The sequence below is a fragment of the Rhodopseudomonas rhenobacensis genome (assembly GCF_014203125.1).
In the GTDB taxonomy this organism is placed as follows: domain Bacteria; phylum Pseudomonadota; class Alphaproteobacteria; order Rhizobiales; family Xanthobacteraceae; genus Rhodopseudomonas_A; species Rhodopseudomonas_A rhenobacensis.
The window spans coordinates 2,217-24,413 of record NZ_JACHIH010000030.1 but is presented as its reverse complement, the minus strand read 5'-3'; the positions used below and the strand labels follow the sequence as shown (position 1 = coordinate 24,413).

Here is a 22,197-nt window from a genome sequence, read left to right as displayed (position 1 = left end):
GTCAGCCCTCGAACGCCTCACTGGTGGTACGCTGGCTGCGCGACAGCAACGTGGCATCGGGCTCGCGCAGCGGCGCGCCGGAATCGCGGAACCGGTTGGTGATCGGATAACGGCGGTCGCGGCCGAAGTTCTTCCGCGTCACCTTGACCCCCGGCGCTGCCTGCCGGCGCTTGTACTCGGCGATGTTCAGCAAGCGGTCGATCCGCACCACGGTGTCGCGCTCATAGCCGGCCGCGACGATGTCCGCCAGCGGCTGTTCCTGCTCCACCAGCCGCGCGAGAATGCCGTCGAGAATCTCATAAGGCGGCAGCGAATCCTGGTCGGTCTGGTTTTCGCGCAATTCCGCCGTTGGTGGGCGCGTGATGATGTTGACCGGGATCACCTCGCCGCTTGGTCCCAGTGCACCGTCGGGCTTCCAGGCGTTGCGCAGGCTGGAGAGCCGGAACACCTCGGTCTTGTAGATGTCCTTGATCGGGTTGAAGCCGCCGTTCATGTCGCCGTACAGCGTAGCGTAGCCGACCGACATTTCCGATTTGTTGCCGGTGGTGACCACCATGGCGCCGGTCTTGTTGGAGATCGCCATCAGCAGCGTGCCGCGGGTGCGCGCCTGCAAATTCTCTTCGGTGATGTCGCGCGGCAGGCCCTTGAAGGTGCCGGCCAGAATCTCCTCGAAGCCGTTGACAGCTTGGGCGATCGGCAGCACTTCGTAGTTAAATCCGAGCGCGCCCGCGAGCTTGGCGGCGTCGTCGAGCGAGACCTGCGCGGTGAAGCGGAACGGCAGCATCACGCCGCGCACCCGCTCGACGCCGAGCGCATCGACCGCGATCGCCGCGCACAGCGCCGAATCGATGCCGCCGGAAATCCCGAGCAGCACGCCGGGAAAGCCGTTCTTGTTGACGTAGTCGCGCAGGCCGAGCACGCAGGCGGCGTAATCGGCTTGGTCGCCGTCCAGCACCGGGGCGATCGGACCGTCGCAGCGCCAGCCGGCGTCGCCGTTGACCCAGCGCAGCGTGGCGAGGCTCTCTTCGAACGCCGGCAGCTGCGCCGCCAGCGTGCGATCGGCGTTGAGCGCAAACGAGGCGCCGTCGAACACCAGTTCGTCCTGGCCGCCGACCTGGTTGACGTAGATCAGCGGCAGATCGCTTTCGGTGACCCGCGCCACCTGCACCGACAGCCGCAGATCGGCCTTGTCGCGCGCATAGGGCGAGCCGTTCGGCACGATCAGGATCTCGGCGCCGGTCTCGGCCAGGCACTCGACCACGTTCTCGTAATCGGCGGATTCCTCCATCCAGGTGTCTTCGCAGATCGGCACGCCGACGCGGACGCCGCGGATCGTCACCGGACCGGCCACCGGGCCGCGGCAAAACACCCGCTTCTCATCGAACACGCCGTAATTCGGCAGATTGACCTTGAAGCGGATCGCCGCGATGGCGCCACCGTCGAGCAGCGCGCAGGCGTTGTACAGCTTGCCGCCGTCGACCCAGGGCGAGCCGATCAGCATCGCCGGGCCGCCGTCGGCGGTGTCGCGCGCCAGCTCCTCGACCGCGGCGCGGCAGGCCGCCTGGAACGCCGGCTTCAGCACCAGATCCTCCGGCGGGTAGCCGGAAATGAACAGTTCGGGAAACACGATCAACTGGGCGCCATCGGCCGCGGCGCTCGCCCGCGCGGTGCGTGCCCGGGCGACGTTGCCGGCGATATCGCCGACCGTCGGGTTCAATTGCGCCAGCGTGACGGTGAATTCAGCGGGGTCGGTCATGAAAAACATCTAGCCGCGACCGCGCTGCGGCGCAATGTCGAGCTAGACCAGTCCGACCCGCTCGGCCAAGGCGAACAGCCAGAACAGCCCGGCCATCACCAGGGCGACGCCGACCGCGGCCGAGCCCATGTCCTTGACCCGGCCGATCTGCGGATCGTGCTCGGTGGTCAGCCGGTCGGCCAGCTTCTCGATCGCGGTGTTCAAGAGCTCGACCACCAGCACCAGCACCACCACCGCGATCAGCTCGACCCGGCGCATCGCGGTGGAGCCGACCAGAAACGCCAGCGGCAAAGCCAGCGCCAGCGCGATCAGCTCCTCGCGAATCGCGGCTTCGGAGCGGATCGCGAAGGCGAGACCATTCTTGGTGTTGATGGTCGCCCGCCAGAACCGCAGCACATCACAGCCCTGCGGCCACCGGCAACGGGTTGGCCTTGCCGACGCGGCCCTGCTTCAACAGTTCCGCGATCAGGAACGCCATGTCGATCGACTGCTCGGCGTTGAGCCGCGGATCGCAGGCGGTGTGATAGCGGTTGTTGAGGTCCTCGTCGGTGATCGCGCGCGCCCCGCCGATGCATTCGGTGACGTCCTGCCCGGTCATCTCCAGGTGGACGCCGCCGGCATGGGTGCCTTCCGCGGCGTGGATGGTGAAGAACGACTTCACCTCCGCCAGGATGCGGTCGAACGGCCGGGTCTTGTAACCCGAGGTCGAGGTGATGGTGTTGCCGTGCATCGGATCGCACGACCACACCACGGCGCGGCCCTCGCGCTGCACCGCTCGGATCATCCCCGGCAGGTTGTCGCCGATCTTGTCGGCGCCGAACCGGCCGATCAGCGTGAGGCGTCCCGGCTCGTTGTCCGGATTGAGCACGTCGATCAGCTTCAGCAGTTCGTCGGTCTTCAGCGACGGGCCGCATTTCAGCCCGATCGGGTTCTTGATGCCGCGGAAATATTCGATATGGGCGTGGTCGAGCTGGCGGGTGCGGTCGCCGATCCACAGCATGTGGCCGGAGGTCGCGTACCAGTCGCCGGTGGTGGAATCCACCCGGGTGAAGGCCTGCTCGTAGCCGAGCAGCAGCGCTTCATGGCTGGTGTAGAACTCGGTGGCGCGCAGCTCCGGATGGCTTTCCAGGTTGAGCCCGCAGGCGCGCATGAAGTTCAGCGCGTCGGAAATCCGGTCGGCCAACTCCTTGTAACGCCGCGACTGCTGGGAATCCTTCAGGAAACCAAGCATCCACTGATGCACGCTGCCGAGATTGGCGAAGCCGCCGGTGGCGAAAGCCCGCAGCAGGTTCAGCGTCGCCGCCGACTGCCGATAGGCCATCAGCTGGCGCTGCGGATCGGGCACCCGCGAAGCCGCGGTGAAGCCGACGTCGTTGACGATGTCGCCGCGATAGCTCGGCAATGCGACGTCGCCGCGCTTTTCCGTCGGCGAAGACCGCGGCTTGGCGAATTGCCCGGCGATGCGGCCGACCTTCACCACCGGCAGCGCGCCGGCATAGGTCAACACCACCGCCATCTGCAGCAGCACGCGGAAGAAATCCCGGATATTGTTGGCGCCATGCTCGGCGAAGCTCTCGGCGCAATCGCCGCCCTGCAGCAGGAAGGCCTCACCGGCGCACACCCGCGCCAGCGCCTTCTTCAGATTGCGCGCCTCACCTGCAAAAACCAGCGGCGGAAACGTGGCCAGCTGCGCCTCGACATCGGCCAGAGCTTTCGCATCCGGATAATCCGGCATCTGCTGCACCGGCTTGCTGCGCCAACTGTCGAGTGTCCACCGCTCGGACATGAGATCAACTCCTGAGGAAAAACCGCGGGTTAGGGTACCCGGCGGCGGGCGGGTTATACACAGGGTTCTGCCGCACCGCCATTGGAATTCATGCGCAGAACACAACCCCTTGCGGTGAAAGCCGAATTCGCCTCTGTTGGGGCCATTCCAACAGCTTTTCCGGAATTCGCCTTGGCAATGGCCGCGCCCGACGACGTGTTTTCCGACGACATCACCTTTCCTGCGACCGATGGATTTGTGCTGGCGGCGACGCTGTATCTGCCGCGCGGCGCCAAAACCCACGCGGTGCTGATCAATTCGGCAACCGCAGTTCCGCGCAAGATCTATCGCGGCTTTGCCAGTTATCTGGCGCGCCGCGGCAGCGCGGTTTTGACCTATGACTATCGCGGCACCGGCGGCTCCCGGCAGCCGTCGCTGCGGGCCGCCGGACGACCGCGCTCGCTGGCCGGCTTTCAGGCCACCATGGCGGATTGGGCGGAACGCGACGTCGCCGCTGCGGTGGCGTGGATGCGGCAGCGCTACGACACGATGCCGCTGCGCTATGTCGGCCACTCGTTCGGCGGCCAGGCGCTCGGGCTGTTGCCGAACAATCAGGAGGTGTCGCGGGCGCTGTTGATCGCCGCGCAGGCCGGCTCCTGGAAACTGATGACGGCGCCGGAACGCTACCGCGTGCTGCTGCTGCTCAATCTGGTCGGCGTGCCGCTCACCCATCTGATGGGCTATGCACCGGGCCGCGCCGGGCTCGGCGAAGACCTGCCGAAGGGCGTGTTCCTGCAATGGGTCGATTGGGTGATGCGCGAGCGCTACATGTTCGACGACGAAGGGCTGATCGCACTGGCGAACTTCCCGTTCTTCCGCGGCGCGCTGCGCGCGCTGTGCATCGCCGACGACCCCTGGGCGACGCGGCCGGCGGTCGAACTGCTGTGCGAAGGCTTCACCTCGATCAATCCGGAAATCATCGACATCCACCCGGCGGATTCGGGCGCGACCAAGATCGGCCATTTCGGCTTCTTCCGGCCCGAGCATCGCGACACGCTGTGGCGCGACGCGGCGGAATGGCTGTTGGAGGAATCCGAATAGCGCCGCCTCGGCGATTGCATTCCACTCGATGCAAGGACGTCATTCCGGGGCGCGAGCAGCGCAAGCTGCGAGCGAACCCGGAATCTCGCTGCAAATGCAGGGTGAAGACCGTGCCTGGCGCGAGATTCCGGGTTCGCTCGGCCTGCGGCCTCGCGCCCCGGAATGACGGCTCAATTCGCTGAAATTACTTCGCTGAAATTACTCCGCCGCTTCCCGCACGTAGCGCGCGAAGGGCGTGCGCATGGTGACGAGCTCTTCGGCGGCGGTCGGATGCAGCGCCATGGTGGCGTCGAAATCCGCCTTGGTGGCCTTCATCTTCACCGCGATGGCGACCACCTGAACGAGTTCGGCGGCCTCGTCGCCGACGATGTGGCAGCCCAGCACGCGATCGGTCAGGCCATCGACCACCAGCTTCATCAGGATGCGGGTGTCGCGGCCGGACAGCGTCGCCTTCATCGGCCGGAAGCTCGCTTTGTAGATATCGACATGGGTGTAACGCGCCCGCGCCTGCGCCTCGGTCAGCCCCACGGTGCCGACCTCCGGCTGCGAGAACACCGCGGTCGGGATCGAATCGTAGTCGACCTGCACCGGCCGCTTGCCGAACACCGTATCGGCGAAGGCGTGGCCCTCGCGAATCGCCACCGGCGTCAGATTGATGCGGTGGGTGACGTCGCCGATCGCGTAGATATGAGGCACCGAGGTCTGCGAGTAGCCGTCGACGGCGATGCCGCCGATCACCGGGTCGATGGCGACGCCGGCCTTTTCCAGCCCGAGATTGGCGACGTTGGGATGCCGCCCGATCGCGAACATCACCTGATCCGATGCGACGCTGGAGCCGTTCGACAGATGCGAGGTGAACTCCTCGGTGTGCTTGTCGACCGCGGTCACCGTGCAGCCGGTGAGAACGGTGATGCCCTGCTTCTCCATTTCGCCGCGGACATGGGCGCGAACATCATCATCGAAACCGCGCAGAATATTGTCGCCGCGATAGACCACGGTGACGTCGCAGCCGAGCCCGGCAAAGATGCAGGCGAATTCCAGCGCGATGTAGCCGCCGCCCTGGATCAGGATGCGCTTCGGCAATTCCGGAAGATGAAACACTTCGTTGGAGGAAATGACGTGCTCGATGCCCGGAATGGCGAGGCCATGGTTCGGCGCGCCGCCGGTGGCGATCAGCACGTAGCGGGCCCGCACCGTCTCGCCGCTGTCGAGCCGCAGCGTATGCGGATCCTCGAACACCGCGCGCGACTTCACGGTCTTGGCGCCGGATTTTTCCACGTTGGTCGCGTAGATCGACTCCAGCCGGGCGATCTCGCGGTCCTTGTTGGCGATCAGCGTCGCCCAGTCGAAGCTGGCGGACGGAATGCTCCAGCCGAAGCCGGCGGCGTCCGCAATCTCGTGATGCACCTGCGAAGCATAGACCAACAGCTTCTTCGGCACGCAGCCGCGGATCACGCAGGTGCCGCCGAAGCGATATTCTTCGGCGATCATGACGCTGGCGCCGTGGCCGGCGGCGATCCGCGCGGCGCGTACGCCGCCCGAGCCACCACCCACCACAAACAGATCGACGTCGAAATCGCTCATGTCGCCTCGCGCCTGATCAAGTCGTTGTCAGCTGGATTGAGCATCATCGTCTCCGAAAACCGGCCTCCACTTTTCGGGATCATGCTCCAGCCATCGCGGTTCAGATTTCCTTGCCGCGCTTGCGCATCTCGGCGCGAAACTGGCCGTTGACTTCTTCGGCGAAGCTCTGCGCCCACTGGTTCATGTACTGCATGCTGGCCGAGATGGTCTTCGGCTCCTGCGCCAGCAGCTTCTGGCCGAGCGGCGACTTGTAGAACGTCACCAGGTCCTTCAGCTCCTGCTCGGTGAAATCGCTGGCGTAGATCTTCGCCATCTGCTCGCCGATGTCCTTTTCGCGGCCGGCCAGCGCCTGCGCCACCACCACCGCGACCTCGTTCAGATCCTTCTGATAGTTGAGGTTGTTCTGCAGCAGCGTGTCCTTGGTGCGCTGCACGATGTTCGGCACCGCGGAGGCGTACATCGCGCTGACGTTCTTCATTGTCAGGATTTCCTTCGCCGCCGCGATCGCCGCGGGCGACGCCGGCTTCAACGGTGCGGGCGCCGGCGCCTGAGCGGAAGCCGCCGACAGCGACAGGCCGAACGCAAGGCCGGCTGCAAGCAGCGCGTTGACAAGATATCTCATTACGATTCTCCAGGATTGCGGCTCAAGGCCGTTCGATAATGCGGATTCCATCGGGGCCCGCCAGCACCGCCATGCTTGCCAGACCAATAAACAGCCCGTTCTCGACGACGCCCGGGATCGCGTTCAGCGAGTCGGCCAGACCGGGAGCATCGGGGATTCGCCCCAGATGGGCGTCGAGGATCCAGTGCCCCCCATCGGTGACGAAAGCATGGCCGCCGCTGCCCTTGCGCAGCGAAATCGATCCAAAAACGCCACATTCCGCGCAGGCTTCCTCGACCGCGCGCCGCGTCGCCGCGAGCCCGAAGGGAATCACTTCGATCGGCAGCGGAAAGCGGCCGAGATTGGCGACCAGCTTGCTTTCGTCGGCGATCACGATCATGCGGTCGGACGCCGCCGCGACGATCTTCTCGCGCAGCAGGGCGCCGCCGCCGCCCTTCACCAGGTCGAGCGCGGCATTGATCTCGTCGGCGCCGTCGACGGTGAGGTCGAGCCGGTCGACCTCGTCGAGCGTGGTCAGGGCAATGCCGTTGGCCTGCGCATCCGCCCGCGTCGCCTCCGAGGTCGGCACCGCGATCACCTTCAGGCCGCCGCGCACCCGCTCGCCGAGCAACTCGACGAAGTGCTTTGCGGTCGATCCGGTGCCGAGGCCGAGCTTCATGCCGTCGCGGACGTGCTCCAGCGCCGCCGCCGCCGCCTGCCTTTTCAAATCATGCGAACTCATGAACCGTCGCCCCTTTGACCGCGCCCTGCCGCCTTGCGCGGCGCGCATATCTAGCGTCGTTTGCCGGCGGCGAACAGGGCGGATTCACTTTGCCGGCGACAGATGGTTGCGCAATCGCGCCGGGGCCTGTAGCGAGGGCAAATGACAACATCCGGCATCATCGTCTTCGATCTCGACGGCACCCTGGTCGATACCGCCCCCGACCTGATCAGCGCCTTGAATTACATGCTGGTCCGCGAGGGCATGGCCCCGGTCGCGTTCCCGGCCGCCCGCAACATGATCGGCGCCGGCGTCCGCAAGCTGATCGAGCGCGGCCTGGAGATCGACGGCCGGGTCATCAGCGCCGACGATATCACCCGTCTGACCAATGACTTCGTCGACTATTACGCGGCGCATATCGCCGACGCCTCGCGGCCCTTCGAGGGGCTGCACGAGGCCCTCGATCAGCTCGAAACCGACGGCTATCGCTTCGCGGTCTGCACCAACAAGCTGGAGTGGCTGTCGAAACTGCTGCTCGACAAGCTCGATTTGACCAAGCGCTTCGCGGCGATCTGCGGCGGCGACACCTTCGGGGTGTCGAAGCCCGACCCGGTGATCCTGCGCCAGACGGTGGCGCGGGCGGGCGCCGAGATGGCGGGCGCCATCATGGTCGGCGACGCCGGCCCGGACGTCGGCGTGGCCCGCCGCGCCGGGATCCCGGTGATCGGGGTGGAGTTCGGTTATACCGACGTGCCGATCGCCGAGCTGAAGCCGGACCGGCTGATCGGTCATATGCGCGACCTGCCGGCCGCGGTGGCCAGCCTCAACGCCAAGGCAAACGGCTAAGTCTTTGATTGCGCATCAAGTTGTCGATCGGCCACAGCCGTTAACCAAACATTAACGGTTGCGTTCGGCGCGGTTGCCAGGGGCGCGGGACGCTCCTATGGTCGCTTTGGGACTGTGGCTGTTAGTCGCAAATGTAGTGGATAGATCATGCGTCGTGTCATTGTGATAGCGGCAGCGAGCCTCGGCTTGGCTGGCTGTTCGTCGTTTTCGTTGGATGCCTTCAAGTCGGCTCCGCCCCCAGTGACCGTGCAGCTGGATTCGGTCCCGCAAGGCGCCGAGGCCCGCACCTCGACCGGCTCAAGCTGCAAAACCCCCTGCTCCGTCGAAGTGCCGGGCGCCGACAGCTTCAGCGTGACCTTCACGCTGCCGAAATTCCAAGTCGCGACGGTGCCGGTCACGGTGACGCGCACGCCCGGCGACTTCACCTCGCCGCCGACCACCACCATCGATCCGAATCCGATCGTGGCGGAATTGCAGGCGTTGGGTCCGGTCAAGAAGCAGTCCAAGAACGTCCGTAAGCGCAAGCCGAAGCCCGCGGCGGCGCCGGCGGAATCCCCGTTCCCGGAGCCCGAGGCCGCCCCGGCGCAATAACGGGTCCGCGCCGCAACGCAGCACGCTGCGTGATTGTGCGCAGCTGCCGTCATGCCTACATTACGAGAACACCGCCGGCTAAGCGGCGCTCTCGTAAGGGTTTGACGGATGACCGGATCAACGCTGACCGCAACGGCCCCGAACGGCTCGGCGATGACCGACCCGTTCGGCCGCACCATCAGCTATCTGCGGGTGTCGATCACCGACCGCTGCGATCTGCGCTGCGTGTATTGCATGTCCGAGGACATGACCTTCCTCCCGCGGGCCGATCTCTTGACGCTGGAGGAGCTCGACCGGCTGTGCTCGGCGTTCATCAAAAAGGGCGTGAAAAAGTTGCGGCTAACTGGTGGCGAGCCGCTGGTGCGCCGGAACATGATGTCGCTGGTGCGATCGCTATCCCGCCACCTGCACACCGGCGCGCTGAACGAGCTCACCCTCACCACCAACGGCTCGCAGCTCGAACGCTATTCTGCGGAACTCGCCGACTGCGGCGTCCGCCGCATCAACGTCTCGCTCGACACCCTCGACCCGGACAAATTCCGCGCCATCACCCGCTGGGGTGACCTTGGCAAGGTGCTGGCCGGCATTGAGGCGGCGCGAAAAGCCGGGCTCGCGGTGAAGATCAACGCGGTGGCGTTGAAGAACGTCAATGAGGACGAAATCCCCGCGCTGATGCAATGGGCGCACGACAAGGGCATGGCTCTGACTCTGATCGAAGTGATGCCGATGGGCGAAATCGGCGAAGGCCGCATCGATCAATATCTGCCGCTGTCGCTGGTGCGCGCCCGGCTCGGCAATCACTACACGCTGATCGACCTCGACGACGACACCGGCGGCCCGGCCCGCTACGTCCGCGTCAGCGAGACCGGCGGCAAGCTCGGCTTCATCACCCCGATGACGCATAATTTCTGCGAGTCCTGCAACCGGGTGCGGGTCACCTGCACCGGCACGCTGCACACCTGCCTCGGCCACGAGGACGCCTCCGACCTGCGCCGGCCGCTGCGCGCCTCGGCCAGCGACGACGAACTCAGCGCCGCGATCGACCGCGCCATCGGGCTGAAGCCGAAGGGCCACGACTTCATCATCGACCGCCAGCACAACCGCCCGAGCGTCAGCCGGCACATGAGCGTCACCGGCGGCTGAGCCGCCGCCCCGCCCCTCTCCCATAACGACTTGATACTGCGCCCGATTGTCGAATTTCCAATTGACGGCGACAAGCCGCGCTGAAATGGTGCCGACGCTTCGCAATCCCCGCGTGTCAATCGGGGAGGCAAAACGGGAGGTCGCACATTGCAGGCGTTGCTTGGGGTGAGCCGGGCGATCGACGCGTTCAACACGCTGATCGGGCGATGGGTGTCCTGGCTGATCGTGGTCGCGGTGATCATTTCCGCGACCAACGCGATCATCCGGAAGATCTTCGACGTGTCGTCGAATTCGTTCCTGGAATTGCAGTGGGTGCTGTTCAGCGTGGTGTTCCTGCTGTGCTCGCCTTGGACGCTGCTCAACAACGAACACATCCGCATCGACATCATCAATCATTCGCTGCCGCTGAAACTGCGCGGCTGGATCGACATGATCGGCCACGTGCTGTTCCTGCTGCCGTTCACGCTGATCCTGCTCTACATGTCGGTGCCGTTCTTCCTCACCTCGCTCAGCCAGAACGAGCAATCCTTCAGCGCCGGCGGCCTGCCGCAATGGCCGGCGAAGTCGCTGATCATGATCGCCTGCGTGCTGCTGCTGCTGCAGGGCATTTCCGAGATCATCAAGCGCGCCGCGATGATGCGCGGCATCATTCCGGACTCCAACGCCACGGCGATCAGCGCCCACCGCGCCGCCGAGCTGGAAGCCGAACGCCTCGCCGCGGTGATCACCGCGGAAAAACACTGAACCATCCTGGTCATCGAACTGAAGGGCAAAACTGAATGACCGCGATGTTCATTCACTACATGGCGCCGATCATGTTCGCGTCATTGGTGCTGTTCCTGCTGCTGGGTTATCCGGTGGCGTTCTCGCTGGCGGCGAACGGCCTGTTGTTCGCCTTCATCGGCATCGAGCTCGGGCTGTTTCGCCCCGACTTCCTGCAGGCTTTGCCGGAACGCGTCTACGGCGTGATGAACAACGACACGCTGCTGGCGATTCCGTTTTTCACCTTCATGGGGCTGGTGCTCGAAAGATCGGGCATGGCCGAGGACCTTCTGGAAACCATCGGGCAGTTGTTCGGCTCGATCCGCGGCGGCATCGCCTATGCGGTGGTGTTTGTCGGCGCATTGCTCGCCGCCACCACCGGCGTGGTCGCCGCCTCGGTGATCTCGATGGGGCTGATCTCGCTGCCGATCATGCTGCGCTACGGCTACGACCGCCGCGTCGCCACCGGCGTGATCGCCGCCTCCGGCACGCTGGCGCAGATCATTCCGCCGTCGCTGGTTCTGATCGTGATGGCCGACCAGCTCGGCCGCTCGGTCGGCGACATGTACGAAGGCGCATTCATTCCCGGCATCGTGCTGGCGCTGCTGTATGCCGGCTATATCTTCCTCGTCACCCTGATCGCGCCGAAGGCGGTGCCGGGGCTGCCGCTCGAAGCGCAGACGCTGCGCGAGCTGGAAACCGCGAAACATCCGTTGATCCTGCCGCTGACCGCGCTGTCGGCGGCGGCGGCCGGCTATTTCTTCGTGGTCCATGTCGGGCTGTTCGACTGGACGCAGCCGGCATTCGACAAGATCGGGCTCGGCAAGCTGGTGCAGCATGGCTTCTGGTTCGTGATTCTGCTGGGGATCCTGACGCGCCCCTTCATCGGCATCATCCGCACCATGACGATGTCGCTGTTCCTGGTGATCGTGGTGTCGAGCGCGATCGGCATCGTGACGATGTCCTTCACCGAGGTGAAATCCGGCGCCGACTACGTGGTGCTGACGATGTCGATCACGGTGGCGCTGTCGTTCGTGCTGGCGGTGATCAACCGCGTGCTTGGACTGCATCTGCTGTCGAAGCTGGCGCAGCAGGTGGTGTTCGTGATGGTGCCGCCGCTCGGGCTGATCTTCCTGGTGCTCGGCACCATCTTCATCGGCGTTGCCACGCCCACCGAAGGCGGCGCGATGGGCGCCGCCGGCGCGATCATCCTGGCGCTGATGAAAGGCCGGCTGACCTTCGACCTCACCCGCCAGGCCACCGAGGCGACCGCGAAACTCTCGGCCTTCGTGGTGTTCATCCTGGTCGGCGCCCGGGTGTTTTCGCTGACCTTCTACGGCGTCGACGGCCACCGCTGGGTCGAGGAGCTGCTGGTCGGGCTGCCCGGCGGCCAGATCGGCTTCCTGATCTTCGTCAACGCCTTCGTGTTCATCCTGGCGTTCTTCCTCGACTTCTTCGAGCTCGCCTTCATCGTCATCCCGCTGCTCGGACCCGCGGCGGAAAAGCTCGGCATCGATCTGATCTGGTTCGGCGTCATGCTCGGCGTCAACATGCAGACCTCGTTCATGCATCCGCCGTTCGGTTTCGCGCTGTTCTATCTGCGCTCGGTGGCACCGAAAGAATCCTACATCGACCGGGTCTCCGGCAAGCGCATGGAGCCGGTCACCACCGGGCAGATCTATTGGGGCGCGGTGCCGTTCGTGATCATCCAGGTGATCATGGTCGCGCTGGTGATCACCTTCCCGGCGATGGTGATGCACTACAAGGGCGCGGCATCGACCGTCGATCCGTCCAAGATCGAATTCGACCTGCCGCCGATGGACCAGGCGCCGCTGGACTTCGGGCCGTCGAAGTAGCGGGCACGCTCCTCATCGCGCGCAGCAGACATGCGCAACCGCAGCCGGAGGTGATGGCTCAGGCGTAGGGCGTGCCGGCCATGGCGGCTTTGAGAGCGCTGCTTCCCTTATCGACAAGTGCGAGAAAGGCGGCGTTCGCTTGCTCGGTATCGCGCGTCTGACGAAAGGTCCGATGCGCCTGAATAAAGGCCACGGTCCACACCGCCAACAGCAGCCCGGCGGCCAATTGGGCGTCGGGATCGCCCGGTTCTCGGCCTGCGCATTCGGAGAGCGCCAACGCTACGACTTGCGCGCACTCGTCACGGATCGCCCTCGCCCGCGCCTTGAGGGTTTCGCTGGCCTCGATCGCCTCTATGAAGCTCTGGCTCCGCGCAGAAAATTCGACGACGGGGCTGTGTTCGGCAATCAGCCGGTGAGCGAGCAGACCATAGGTGTCGATCAGACTGACGCGGGGATCACGCTGCAGCAAGGCTTCGCGCAGCATCTGGCGACCCTCCTCGTCGCGATCAAAGAACATGTCCTCTTTGCGGGAGAAATGGTTGAACACCGTCATCCGCCCGACGTCAGCGGCGGCCGCAATGTCGTCGACCGTCACATGATCGAAGCCCCGCTCGATGAAGAGGCGCGTTGCCGCGTCGGAGATGCCCTCTCGCGTGGCGAGACGCTTCCGCGATCGGCGGTCGGACGGAATTGACATGGCGCTCCTGATGGCCTAATGAAACTATACTGAGTACATATTTGGACCAAGTATATGAAAAATCGGGCGCGGCCACAAGGCGATATTCGAGGCGGAGCCATCGCCCCTGACCGCAGCCCGGGCGGGCGCTTGCTCTCTGGGCTCATCATGAACAGACCGCTTGTCGTTATTTTTGCCACCATCTGCCTGGACGCCGTCGGCATCGGCCTCGTCTTCCCTGTTCTGCCGCGGCTTCTTGAGGATGTCACACACAACCCGAACATTGCGCCCTATATCGGGATCATGATCGCGCTCTATGCGGTGATGCAGTTTGTCTTCGCCCCCGTGCTCGGCGCTTTGAGCGATACCCTCGGCAGGCGTCCCGTGCTGCTGATTTCGCTCGCGGGAGCGGCAATCAACTATGTCATCATGGCGTTCGCACCGCAGCTTTGGATGCTGGTGCTCGGTCGCGCCATTGCCGGCCTGACCAGCGCCAACGTCTCCGTGGCAACGGCCTACATCACCGACATTTCGTCCGAGGACCAGCGAGCCCGCAGATTCGGCCTGTCCAACGCCATGTTCGGTATCGGCTTCATCATCGGGCCGGTTCTTGGCGGCCTGCTCGGCGACACCTGGCTGCGGCTGCCTTTCATCGCTGCCGCCGCGCTGAACGCCGGCAATCTCCTGCTGGCTGTGTTCGTGCTGCCGGAATCCCGCGCGCCGGCCCGTGAGAAGATCGATCTGGCCGCGCTCAACCCGCTTCGGCCGCTGCGTTGGGTGTTCTCGATGAAGGGGCTTTTGCCCGTCGTCTTTGTGTACTTCATCTTGAGCGCTACCGGAGAGGCCTACGGCGTCTGCTGGGCGATGTGGGGATTCGACACGTTTCAATGGAACGGCCTGTGGATCGGGCTTTCGCTCGGCGCCTTCGGTATCTGCCAAACGCTGGTGCAGGCCTTCCTGCCCGGCCCGGCGACGAGACTGTTCGGCGAACGCATGGCCGTTGTCGTTGGCATTGCCTGCGCCTGCATCGCTCTTGTCGCGCTGGCCTTCGCCAATCAGGGCTGGATGGTATTCGCCATCATGCCGTTGTTCGCTCTCGCCGGAATCGGCACGCCGGCGTTTCAAGCCCTGGCCACCGAGCAGGTTGATCCGGACCGTCAAGGTCAGCTGCAAGGCGTGCTGTCATCGGCCGTCAGCCTGGCGTCGATCGCAGCGCCGCTCGCCTTCTCGACGTTCTACTTTGTCGTTCAAAACGACTGGCCCGGAGCCATCTGGCTCGCGGTGGTCGTCATTTATGCAATCGCGATTCCGCTGGTTCTTCTCGGCACCCGGACTGCCCGCGCTGCAACGTGACGGGCAAGCTCATCCTGCCCGGCCCCGCCCTCGACTTGCCCACCGCACACAAAAACGCCCGACCTTTGGGCCGGGCGTTTCGCTGTCGTTGATACGTCGATCGATCAGCCGCGGGTGCGCGAGCGGATCATGAAGCTGTCGAAGGTGTATTCGGCGACCTGCCACCACAGATACTGGTCGGAGCGGTAGGCCTGCATCGCGTCGATGCCCTTCTTGAAGTCGGCGTTCTTGGCGGAGATTTCCGCCCACAATTCGTTGGTCGCCTTCAGGCAGGCGTCCAGCACCTCGTTGGAGAACGGCCGCAGCTGGGTGCCGCCGGCCACCAGCCGCTTCAGCGCCGGCGGGTTCTGCATGTCGTAGCGCGCCGCCATCCAGCTGTTGGTGGCCTGCGCGGCGTTGGTCAGCACCGACTGATAATTCTTCGGCAGCGAATTGAATTTTTCCAGGTTGGCGAAGGCGTGCACGGTCGGGCCGCCTTCCCAGAAACCCGGATAGTAATAGTACTTCGCGACCTTCTGGAAGCCGAGCTTCTCGTCGTCATAGGGACCGACCCACTCGGCGGCGTCGATGGTGCCTTTTTCCAGCGCCGGATAGATGTCGCCGCCGGCGATCTGCTGCGGCACCACGCCGAGCTTCTGCAGCACCTGGCCGGCGATGCCGCCGATGCGGAATTTCAGGCCCGACAGATCGGCCACGGTCTTGATCTCCTTGCGGAACCAGCCGCCCATCTGGGTGCCGGTGTTGCCGCAGGGGAAGCCGATCACGCCGTATTTCTTGTAGAACTCGGCGGCGAGTTCGTTGCCGCCGCCCTGATACAGCCAGGAATTCTGCTGCCGCGCGTTCAGCCCGAACGGCACCGAGGCATAGACCGCGAAGGTCGGATCCTTGCCGACGTAGTAGTAGGAAACGGTGTGGCTCATCTCGACGGTGTTGTTCGAAGTGGCGTCGAGCGCCTGCAGGCCGGGGACGATTTCGCCGGCGGCGAACACCTGGATCTGAAACTTGTTGTCGGTCATCTCGGCGACTTGCTTGGCGAGATATTCCGCGCCGCCATAGATGGTGTCGAGCGACTTCGGGAAGCTCGATGTCAGCCGCCACTTGATCTCCGGCGAGGACTGCGCGATCGCGGGCGATGCCACCGCGGCCACCGCAGCGCCGGTGGCGGATACTTTCAAAAAGTCACGACGTTTCATCAAGCCATCTCCTTGGTTGCCGGCGTTTCCCGGAATTTCCCTTGAACGTGTCGGCGGCGAGGCCAATCACGCGCCGATACGCTCTGGTGGGTGCGTCTGTATCACGATGCACGGCCGCGGGAAAACGCTGCGACGTCGCGGAGCCGCGACATGCAACCAAAGTTGCATGCCGGCGCCGCAACCGCAGTGCGGAAAAATTCAGGCCGTGACCGCGGTGAGCTGATCCCGCACCTTGCCGGCGATCTCGCCATAGATCGCCGCGTGGGGTCCGGTGGGCTCGCTCTCCACCACCGGCGTGCCGGCGTCGGAGTTGGCGCGGATCGACATGTGCAGCGGCACTTCGCCGAGGAACGGCACGCCGAGCCGCTCGGCCTCCTGCCGGGCGCCGCCATGGCCGAAAATATCCGACCGCGCGCCGCATTCCGGGCATTGGAAGTAGCTCATGTTCTCGACGATGCCGAGCACCGGCACGCCGACCTTGCTGAACATCGCCAGCCCGCGGCGGGCGTCGATCAGCGCCAGGTCCTGCGGCGTCGAGACGATCACCGCGCCCTGCAGCGGCACGTTCTGCGCCAGCGTCAGCTGGGCGTCGCCGGTGCCGGGCGGCATGTCGACCACCAGCACGTCGAGCGTGCCCCAGGCGACGTCGCGCAGCATCTGGGTGATCGCCGACATCACCATCGGGCCGCGCCAGATCATCGCGCTGTTTTCTTCGACCAGAAAGCCGATCGACATGATCGACAGGCCGAACCGCATGATCGGAATCATCTTGCGGTCGTCGTCGAGCTGCGGCCGCTCGTTGATGCCGGTCAGCTTGGGAACCGAGGGGCCGTAGATGTCGGCGTCGAGCAGCCCGACCTTGAGGCCGAGGTTGCGCAGGCCGAGCGCCAGGTTGAGCGCGGTGGTCGACTTGCCGACGCCGCCCTTGCCCGAGGCGACCGCGATGATCGAGGTGATGCCGGGGATCGCCGCCTGCTTCGACATCGGCGAGGCCGGACCGGGACCCGGCGGCGGCCGATGCGCGGCCGCGGGCGCCACGCCCGGACGGGCCGCGGGCGGGCTCATGCCGGGCTTGCGCTCGGCGGTCAGCGCCACCAGCGCGGTCGTGACCCCGGGGATCGCCTTCACGACGGCTTCCACCTCGGCGCGAACCGGCTCCCAGGCCCGCACTTCGCCGGCCTCGACGTTGATGGCGAAATACACCTTGCCGTCGTGGACGGAGATTTCCGACAACACGCCGGCCTTGGTCAGGGCGACGCCGCGCGGCGAGGCCAGCTGCGCCAGGCGATCAAGAATTTGCTGCTGCGTCACGCTCAAGGGATTCTCCTGTCACCCGCTCGGCCCGAATTCGAATTGGCGATGCACCGGCGCGGTCTTCGCAGCGGTCAGCCATCTGATGCCGCGGAGGCGGCCAGGCTCGTTGCTCCGGCGCAAAGCGTTTGCCGAGCGGCAATCCTCGCGTTGCGCCGTGACGACCTTTTAGGCCGAATGGTTCGCAAGACAAGGTACCTCGCTGCAGGTCGGACTCCCGCGCCCGGCAGCCGGGGCTTGCCGCGGTGGCACCGCGGTTTATGCTCTCCGCCGCATCTTCCGCACTCTCCCACGACGATCCCCCTTCGGAAACTCGGCCTGGTGCGCGCGCCGAGCCAACTCAGGATTGAAGACATGGCCAAAGTCGCTTTTCTCGGTCTCGGCGTCATGGGCTTTCCCATGGCGGGGCATCTGGTCGCCAAGGGCGGCCACGAGGTCACGGTGTTCAACCGCACCCAAGCCAAGGCCGACATCTGGGCCGAGAAATTCGCCGGCCGCACCGCGGCGACGCCGCGCGAAGCCGCCGAGGGCCAGGACTTCGTGATGGCTTGTGTGGGCAATGACGACGACCTGCGCAGCGTCACGATCGGCGACGACGGCGCCTTCGCCGGCCTGAAGTCCGGCGCGATCTTCGTCGATCACACGACTGCTTCCGCCGAAGTCGCCCGCGAGCTCGATGCCGAGGCGAGTAAGCGCGGATTCCAGTTCATCGACGCGCCGGTGTCGGGCGGCCAGGCCGGCGCCGAAAACGGCGTGCTGACGGTGATGTGCGGCGGCAGCGCCGAGGCCTACGCCCGGGCCGAGCCGGTGATCGCCGCCTATGCGCGGATGTGCAAGCTGATGGGACCTGCGGGTTCCGGCCAGCTCACCAAGATGGTCAACCAGATCTGCATCGCCGGGCTGGTCGAAGGGCTGTCGGAAGGCATCCACTTCGCCAAGAAGGCCGGGCTCGACGTCAACGCTGTGATCGACACCATCTCCAAGGGCGCGGCGCAGTCCTGGCAGATGGAGAACCGCCACAAGACCATGACCGAAGGCAAGTTCGATTTCGGCTTCGCGGTGGAATGGATGCGCAAGGACCTGGCGATCTGCCTCAGCGAGGCGCGGCGCAACGGCGCGAGCCTTCCGGTCACCGCATTGGTCGACGCGTTCTACGCCGAGGTCGAAAAACTCGGCGGCAAGCGCTGGGACACCTCCAGCCTGCTGGCGCGGCTGGAGCGCTAGGAAAATGGGCTAGCCGCCGCGCGCCGCAGGCTTTGTGGCCTTGCGACCGCGCGCGGCGCCGTCCCGCGCGTCCTTGATCCTGACGCTTTGGCCTTCGGGAAAGGTCACCACCAGATCGAGATGTCCACCGATCGCCTTGACGTAGTCGCGGAGCGTCGAGACCTTCATGTCGCTGCGCTTTTCCAGCCGGGAGACGTAGACCTGCTTGCCGCCGACGCGCCTTGCGACCTCGTCCTGCGTCAGTTTCCTAGATTGCCGCAGTTCCTGCAGCCCGAGTTGTTCGGCGATCAACACCGCGGCCCGGTCCTTGATCTTGGCGCGCCGGACCGGCGGAAACTTGCCGAACACTTCCGATGCCGGCACCGTTCGATAGTCCTTCGTCATGTCTTCCTCCGCATCGTCTTCAGTTCGGCAAGATGCTGCGAAAACCGCCGGTCCGCCTTCTCGATCAATATCTTGTAGAACCGCCTCCCCGAGCCGCCGGACTTGTCGCCGGCGACGAGCAGAATTGCCTTCCGCTCGGGATCGAAGGCGTAGGCGACACGCCAGACACCGCGATCGGCATCGAAACGCAATTCCTTCATGTTGGCGTGTGTCGAACCGTTCAACGTGTCGGACCGCGGACGTTTCAACTGCGGTCCGATGAGTTGCAGCAATTCCACCATGGGCCGAGCTCGTCCTGAACGGCGTCCGACAAGGCGTCAAATTCTTCGCGGAATTCCGGATGAAATTCGACCCGCCAATTCATGAGCCAAATACATATTTGAAGGTATAGTCATCCAAAGATATAGCGCGGTTCGCCGGCCATTCCAAGCCATCGATGCCGTGAGCCACAAGCCGGGGGGCGCAGCCCGCCCGCTCGGCCGCGCCGGTCGCCCTGGTTCGTGACCCGCCGGCAACACCGCGCTCAGCAGAGCACGCAGGCGGCGGTCCTTAGTGCTTTGTTAACCGGATTTGCCGTCCCTCTAAGCTTACTCTTAAGGATTTCGAACGAAAAATAGCCGATGGTAACCGCGCGCGTCTCTGCGCAGAAGTTGTAGTGGTCGATGAGTATCCCCGCCGATAGGCCAGAGGTGGTGCAGCTTCCGGCTGAGCCCCCGGTCGCGACCCCGGCGCGCAATCGCCGCGCGGCCGCGCAGCGGGTCCGCGAGGCGCGCGATCGGCTGACCTCGACCAGCGGCACCCGTCCGGCGTTCGATCACGAGCTGTTGCGGCAATACGCCCAGATGCGGCAATCCGCGTCGATCGTGGTGGTGCTGCTGGTGCTCGCCACCGGCGCGCTGTTCGGGATCTGGATCCAGCCCGTGGCGGCGGCGGCCTGGACCTGCGGGATGCTGTGCATCCACGCGGTGATCATCCGCAATTGCGACCGCTTCCTCGGCGAAGCGCAATCCCCCTCCCGCACCCGGACGTGGCGAACCCGCTTCGTGCTGCTCGATCTGCTGTACGGCGTGTGCTGGACCGCGATTCTGGTGCACGCGCCCGGCGTCGAGGTGGTGTCGAACACGCTGTTGATGTTCCTGATGCTGCTGGTGGTCGCGGTGTCGAGCATGCTGGCCGCCAATTTGCCGATCGCAGCGCTCGCGGCGACCGCGCCGGTGACCGCGGCGATCGCCACCAACTTCCTGCTCAGCGGCACCTTCGACAACTACATCCTGGCGCTGCTGACGGTGGCGTCCGAAGGCTATTTCGCGCTGCTGACGGTGGCGTCCGAAGGCTATTTCGCGCTGCTGGCGCACCGGCTGCACTCCACCACGCTGGCGACGCTGGAAGCCCGCGCCGAAAAGGACGCGCTGATCGGCGAACTCGAACAGGCCAAGGCGATTTCCGACGAGGCGCGGCATCGCGCCGAGGCCGCCAACGTCGCCAAGTCGCGCTTCCTGGCGCAGATGAGCCACGAATTGCGCACCCCGCTGAACGCCATTCTGGGCTTCTCCGAGGTGATGAAGAGCGAGATCTTCGGCGCCCACGCGGTCGCGGTGTACAAGGACTATTCCGCCGACATCCATAATTCCGGCGTGCATCTGTTGAACCTGATCAACGAGATCCTCGATCTGTCGCGGATCGAGGCCGGCCGTTACGAACTCAACGAGGAAGCCGTCTCGCTGGTCCACGTCGTCGCCGATTGCCATCATTTGCTGAAGCTGCGCGCCTCCAGCCGCGGCATCACCATCCACGAGGTGTTCGAGCAGGGCATGCCGCGGATCTGGGGCGACGAGCGCGCCGCGCGGCAGATCGTGCTCAACCTGTTGTCGAACGCGATCAAGTTCACCCCGCAGGGCGGCGAGATCTGGCTGAAGGTCGGCTGGACCGCGTCGGGCGGGCAATATCTCAGCGTCAAGGACACCGGCTCGGGCATCGCCGAAGACGAAATCCCGATCGTGCTGGCGTCGTTCGGCCAGGGCTCCAATTCGATCAAATCCGCCGAACAGGGCGCCGGCCTCGGCCTGCCGATCGCCAAGAGCCTGATCGACATGCACGGCGGCACCTTCACGCTGAAATCCAAGCTGCGGATCGGCACCGAAGTGATCGTCACCTTCCCGCCGGAGCGCGTAATGTCGGCGCTGGCGCCGATGGCCGACGAGGCACCGCCGCTGCAGCCGTCCTACGACGTCACCCTGTCGGACGAAAACCGCAGGGCGCGCAACAAGCCGATCATGAGCGCGGGAACCGGGCTGTGAGCCGGTGCCGCGCCAATCGCCCCATCACTACGCGAATGTCCCATGAGTAAAGCATCGCCCTGCGTCGCCGTGTGCATCATCGACCCCGACAGCAATCTCTGCATGGGGTGCGGCCGCACGATCGTGGAAATCACCGGCTGGCGTCGCCTCGACGACGCTGCGCGTGACGCCATCATGGCGGCGCTGCCGGACCGACTGATCGAAACCGGACTGCGGCCGCGGCCGCCCGCCGAGCCCGCGCTCGCCCCCGACGTCAACCGATGAGAGCCGCAAGATGAGCCGCATTCTGCTTGTCGTGATCGTGCTGGTGGCGACCGCGGGCGCCGTGGTGGCCTATGGCGATCCGGAACGCATCGCCTCCGCCGGCAACATGATCTCGCAGATGCTGCACCCGAAGGCCGCGCCGAAGCCGCGCGTGGTGCAGATCGAACGCGGCCAATCCGGTGACTTTACGCTGCGCGCAAAAGTCAACGGCGTCAGCGCGCCGATGGTGATCGACACCGGCGCGACCTCGGTGGTGCTCACCTACGAGACCGCGAAGGCCGCCGGGCTGCCGCTGGAAGTGCTCGATTTCAACGTCGACGTCGAAACCGCCGGCGGCCATACCAAGGCGGCGCGGCTGTCGCTCGACAGCCTGGCGATCGGCAAGCTGGAGGAGCGCTCGGTGCCGGCGCTGGTGGTGCCGCGCGGCCAGATGAAGACCAACCTGCTCGGCATGAGCTTCCTCGACCGGCTGGAGCGCTGGGAAGTCAGCGCCGACCGGCTGCGGCTGCACGGTTATCCGTAGCAAAAACGCGCGCGACACCAAGAACGATGCGGCATCTTCCCCTCGCCCCGCTTGCGGGGAGAGGGTGGCGTGACAAGCGAAGCTTGTCGCGGCCGGGTGAGGGGGCGTCGCGTAATGCCGAGACGCGGGCGGCCCCCCCCCCCCCCCCCCGGGGGGGGGGGCCCCCCCCCCCCACACCCCCCGGGGGGAGGTGGGCGGCGGACATAACGGGTCGGACCACGCCCAGCAAAAACAAACACAACCCCC

The 22,197-nt window shown here is 65.3% G+C and carries 22 protein-coding genes; 11 read left to right on the top strand and 11 right to left on the bottom strand.

All coding sequences use genetic code 11. The features are described 5' to 3' along the window. Position 1 precedes the first annotated feature (1 nt). Genes HNR60_RS19070 through HNR60_RS19060 form a run of 3 tightly spaced genes read right to left on the bottom strand, consistent with a single transcriptional unit; the run spans position 2 to position 3,542 of the window. Entirely contained in the window at positions 2–1,765 is a 1,764-nt protein-coding gene (locus HNR60_RS19070) for an NAD+ synthase (RefSeq protein ID WP_430694995.1), read from the bottom strand. A gap of 33 nt (positions 1,766–1,798) precedes the next feature. After that, positions 1,799–2,152: a diacylglycerol kinase gene (locus HNR60_RS19065; protein WP_184260804.1), complete on the bottom strand. Its 354-nt coding sequence runs from the start codon at positions 2,150–2,152 to the stop codon at positions 1,799–1,801. A 1-nt stretch (position 2,153) separates the two neighbouring features. Further along, a complete protein-coding gene (locus HNR60_RS19060) occupies positions 2,154–3,542 on the bottom strand; it encodes a class II 3-deoxy-7-phosphoheptulonate synthase (RefSeq protein WP_184260801.1) in 1,389 nt (462 codons plus the stop codon). Between the two features lie 177 nt (positions 3,543–3,719). Between HNR60_RS19060 and HNR60_RS19055 the strand changes: the two genes are divergently transcribed. Further along, entirely contained in the window at positions 3,720–4,622 is a 903-nt protein-coding gene (locus HNR60_RS19055; protein WP_184260797.1) for an alpha/beta hydrolase family protein, read from the top strand. A gap of 198 nt (positions 4,623–4,820) precedes the next feature. Here HNR60_RS19055 and gor read toward each other — a convergent pair whose 3' ends face one another. From gor to rpiA, 3 genes are all read right to left on the bottom strand, one after another. Continuing rightward, positions 4,821–6,206, bottom strand: coding sequence for a glutathione-disulfide reductase (gor, locus tag HNR60_RS19050; RefSeq protein ID WP_184260794.1), 1,386 nt, complete (start codon positions 6,204–6,206; stop codon positions 4,821–4,823). A gap of 100 nt (positions 6,207–6,306) precedes the next feature. Continuing rightward, complete coding sequence (locus HNR60_RS19045; RefSeq protein ID WP_184260790.1) at positions 6,307–6,828, bottom strand: DUF2059 domain-containing protein; 522 nt, start codon at positions 6,826–6,828, stop codon at positions 6,307–6,309. A 22-nt stretch (positions 6,829–6,850) separates the two neighbouring features. Further along, on the bottom strand, positions 6,851–7,549 hold the full coding sequence (gene rpiA, locus HNR60_RS19040) for a ribose-5-phosphate isomerase RpiA (protein WP_184260787.1): 699 nt from the start codon (positions 7,547–7,549) through the stop codon (positions 6,851–6,853). Positions 7,550–7,690: 141 nt separating this feature from the next. Here rpiA and gph point away from each other — a divergent pair, with 141 nt between their 5' ends. The 5 genes from gph (at position 7,691) to HNR60_RS19015 (ending at position 12,726) form a co-directional block, all read left to right on the top strand. Beyond that, the gene (gph, locus tag HNR60_RS19035) at positions 7,691–8,374 is read left to right on the top strand and encodes a phosphoglycolate phosphatase (protein WP_184260784.1); all 684 of its coding nucleotides are present in this window, start codon (positions 7,691–7,693) and stop codon (positions 8,372–8,374) included. 147 nt (positions 8,375–8,521) lie between these two features. After that, positions 8,522–8,965 carry a hypothetical protein gene (locus tag HNR60_RS19030; RefSeq protein ID WP_184260766.1) on the top strand — a complete coding sequence of 148 codons (444 nt, stop codon included), beginning with the start codon at positions 8,522–8,524 and terminating at the stop codon, positions 8,963–8,965. A gap of 108 nt (positions 8,966–9,073) precedes the next feature. After that, the gene (moaA, locus tag HNR60_RS19025) at positions 9,074–10,108 is read left to right on the top strand and encodes a GTP 3',8-cyclase MoaA (RefSeq protein ID WP_184260763.1); all 1,035 of its coding nucleotides are present in this window, start codon (positions 9,074–9,076) and stop codon (positions 10,106–10,108) included. 147 nt (positions 10,109–10,255) lie between these two features. After that, entirely contained in the window at positions 10,256–10,852 is a 597-nt protein-coding gene (locus HNR60_RS19020; protein ID WP_184260760.1) for a TRAP transporter small permease subunit, read from the top strand. A 35-nt stretch (positions 10,853–10,887) separates the two neighbouring features. After that, positions 10,888–12,726, top strand: coding sequence for a TRAP transporter large permease (locus HNR60_RS19015; RefSeq protein ID WP_184260757.1), 1,839 nt, complete (start codon positions 10,888–10,890; stop codon positions 12,724–12,726). Positions 12,727–12,784: 58 nt separating this feature from the next. On the opposite strand, the gene HNR60_RS19010 is transcribed toward HNR60_RS19015, so the two are convergent. Further along, on the bottom strand, positions 12,785–13,423 hold the full coding sequence (locus HNR60_RS19010) for a TetR/AcrR family transcriptional regulator (RefSeq protein ID WP_184260754.1): 639 nt from the start codon (positions 13,421–13,423) through the stop codon (positions 12,785–12,787). A gap of 147 nt (positions 13,424–13,570) precedes the next feature. On the opposite strand from HNR60_RS19010, the gene HNR60_RS19005 reads away from it, so the two are divergent. Continuing rightward, the gene (locus tag HNR60_RS19005) at positions 13,571–14,755 is read left to right on the top strand and encodes a TCR/Tet family MFS transporter (RefSeq protein ID WP_184260919.1); all 1,185 of its coding nucleotides are present in this window, start codon (positions 13,571–13,573) and stop codon (positions 14,753–14,755) included. Between the two features lie 104 nt (positions 14,756–14,859). Here the strand turns inward: HNR60_RS19005 and HNR60_RS19000 are convergent, their stop codons facing one another. Both HNR60_RS19000 and apbC read right to left on the bottom strand, forming a co-directional pair. Further along, entirely contained in the window at positions 14,860–15,948 is a 1,089-nt protein-coding gene (locus HNR60_RS19000) for a TRAP transporter substrate-binding protein (protein ID WP_184260750.1), read from the bottom strand. 198 nt (positions 15,949–16,146) lie between these two features. Beyond that, positions 16,147–17,265 carry an iron-sulfur cluster carrier protein ApbC gene (gene apbC, locus HNR60_RS18995; protein WP_184260747.1) on the bottom strand — a complete coding sequence of 373 codons (1,119 nt, stop codon included), beginning with the start codon at positions 17,263–17,265 and terminating at the stop codon, positions 16,147–16,149. A 348-nt stretch (positions 17,266–17,613) separates the two neighbouring features. On the opposite strand from apbC, the gene HNR60_RS18990 reads away from it, so the two are divergent. After that, positions 17,614–18,483, top strand: a complete 870-nt coding sequence (locus HNR60_RS18990) for an NAD(P)-dependent oxidoreductase (RefSeq protein WP_184260744.1) — start codon at positions 17,614–17,616, stop codon at positions 18,481–18,483. Positions 18,484–18,492: 9 nt separating this feature from the next. Here the strand turns inward: HNR60_RS18990 and HNR60_RS18985 are convergent, their stop codons facing one another. Together HNR60_RS18985 and HNR60_RS18980 are read right to left on the bottom strand one after the other, a co-directional pair. Further along, positions 18,493–18,867, bottom strand: coding sequence for a helix-turn-helix domain-containing protein (locus HNR60_RS18985; protein WP_184260741.1), 375 nt, complete (start codon positions 18,865–18,867; stop codon positions 18,493–18,495). After that, positions 18,864–19,148 carry a type II toxin-antitoxin system RelE/ParE family toxin gene (locus HNR60_RS18980; RefSeq protein ID WP_184260738.1) on the bottom strand — a complete coding sequence of 95 codons (285 nt, stop codon included), beginning with the start codon at positions 19,146–19,148 and terminating at the stop codon, positions 18,864–18,866. Before HNR60_RS18980 ends, HNR60_RS18985 begins: the two co-directional genes overlap by 4 nt. 381 nt (positions 19,149–19,529) lie before the next feature. Between HNR60_RS18980 and HNR60_RS18975 the strand changes: the two genes are divergently transcribed. The 3 genes from HNR60_RS18975 to HNR60_RS18965 are packed head-to-tail and all read left to right on the top strand — an operon-like array spanning position 19,530 to position 21,951. Continuing rightward, positions 19,530–21,164 carry a sensor histidine kinase gene (locus HNR60_RS18975; protein WP_184260735.1) on the top strand — a complete coding sequence of 545 codons (1,635 nt, stop codon included), beginning with the start codon at positions 19,530–19,532 and terminating at the stop codon, positions 21,162–21,164. Positions 21,165–21,206: 42 nt separating this feature from the next. Continuing rightward, positions 21,207–21,428: a DUF1289 domain-containing protein gene (locus HNR60_RS18970; protein ID WP_184260732.1), complete on the top strand. Its 222-nt coding sequence runs from the start codon at positions 21,207–21,209 to the stop codon at positions 21,426–21,428. 10 nt (positions 21,429–21,438) lie between these two features. Continuing rightward, entirely contained in the window at positions 21,439–21,951 is a 513-nt protein-coding gene (locus HNR60_RS18965) for a TIGR02281 family clan AA aspartic protease (RefSeq protein ID WP_184260729.1), read from the top strand. The last annotated feature ends 246 nt before the right edge of the window (positions 21,952–22,197 follow it).

Excerpts from the sequence above, each read along its gene's own strand:
- HNR60_RS19070 (WP_430694995.1), bottom strand. The coding sequence starts at position 1,765 with ATGTTTTTCATGACCGACCCCGCTGAATTCACCGTCACGCTGGCGCAA.
- HNR60_RS19060 (WP_184260801.1), bottom strand. The coding sequence starts at position 3,542 with ATGTCCGAGCGGTGGACACTCGACAGTTGGCGCAGCAAGCCGGTGCAG.
- HNR60_RS19055 (WP_184260797.1), top strand. The coding sequence starts at position 3,720 with ATGGCCGCGCCCGACGACGTGTTTTCCGACGACATCACCTTTCCTGCG.
- gor (WP_184260794.1), bottom strand. The coding sequence starts at position 6,206 with ATGAGCGATTTCGACGTCGATCTGTTTGTGGTGGGTGGTGGCTCGGGC.
- HNR60_RS19045 (WP_184260790.1), bottom strand. The coding sequence starts at position 6,828 with ATGAGATATCTTGTCAACGCGCTGCTTGCAGCCGGCCTTGCGTTCGGC.
- rpiA (WP_184260787.1), bottom strand. The coding sequence starts at position 7,549 with ATGAGTTCGCATGATTTGAAAAGGCAGGCGGCGGCGGCGGCGCTGGAG.
- gph (WP_184260784.1), top strand. The coding sequence starts at position 7,691 with ATGACAACATCCGGCATCATCGTCTTCGATCTCGACGGCACCCTGGTC.
- HNR60_RS19030 (WP_184260766.1), top strand. The coding sequence starts at position 8,522 with ATGCGTCGTGTCATTGTGATAGCGGCAGCGAGCCTCGGCTTGGCTGGC.
- moaA (WP_184260763.1), top strand. The coding sequence starts at position 9,074 with ATGACCGGATCAACGCTGACCGCAACGGCCCCGAACGGCTCGGCGATG.
- HNR60_RS19015 (WP_184260757.1), top strand. The coding sequence starts at position 10,888 with ATGACCGCGATGTTCATTCACTACATGGCGCCGATCATGTTCGCGTCA.
- HNR60_RS19010 (WP_184260754.1), bottom strand. The coding sequence starts at position 13,423 with ATGTCAATTCCGTCCGACCGCCGATCGCGGAAGCGTCTCGCCACGCGA.
- HNR60_RS19005 (WP_184260919.1), top strand. The coding sequence starts at position 13,571 with ATGAACAGACCGCTTGTCGTTATTTTTGCCACCATCTGCCTGGACGCC.
- HNR60_RS19000 (WP_184260750.1), bottom strand. The coding sequence starts at position 15,948 with ATGAAACGTCGTGACTTTTTGAAAGTATCCGCCACCGGCGCTGCGGTG.
- HNR60_RS18990 (WP_184260744.1), top strand. The coding sequence starts at position 17,614 with ATGGCCAAAGTCGCTTTTCTCGGTCTCGGCGTCATGGGCTTTCCCATG.
- HNR60_RS18985 (WP_184260741.1), bottom strand. The coding sequence starts at position 18,867 with ATGACGAAGGACTATCGAACGGTGCCGGCATCGGAAGTGTTCGGCAAG.
- HNR60_RS18980 (WP_184260738.1), bottom strand. The coding sequence starts at position 19,148 with ATGGTGGAATTGCTGCAACTCATCGGACCGCAGTTGAAACGTCCGCGG.
- HNR60_RS18975 (WP_184260735.1), top strand. The coding sequence starts at position 19,530 with ATGAGTATCCCCGCCGATAGGCCAGAGGTGGTGCAGCTTCCGGCTGAG.
- HNR60_RS18970 (WP_184260732.1), top strand. The coding sequence starts at position 21,207 with ATGAGTAAAGCATCGCCCTGCGTCGCCGTGTGCATCATCGACCCCGAC.
- HNR60_RS18965 (WP_184260729.1), top strand. The coding sequence starts at position 21,439 with ATGAGCCGCATTCTGCTTGTCGTGATCGTGCTGGTGGCGACCGCGGGC.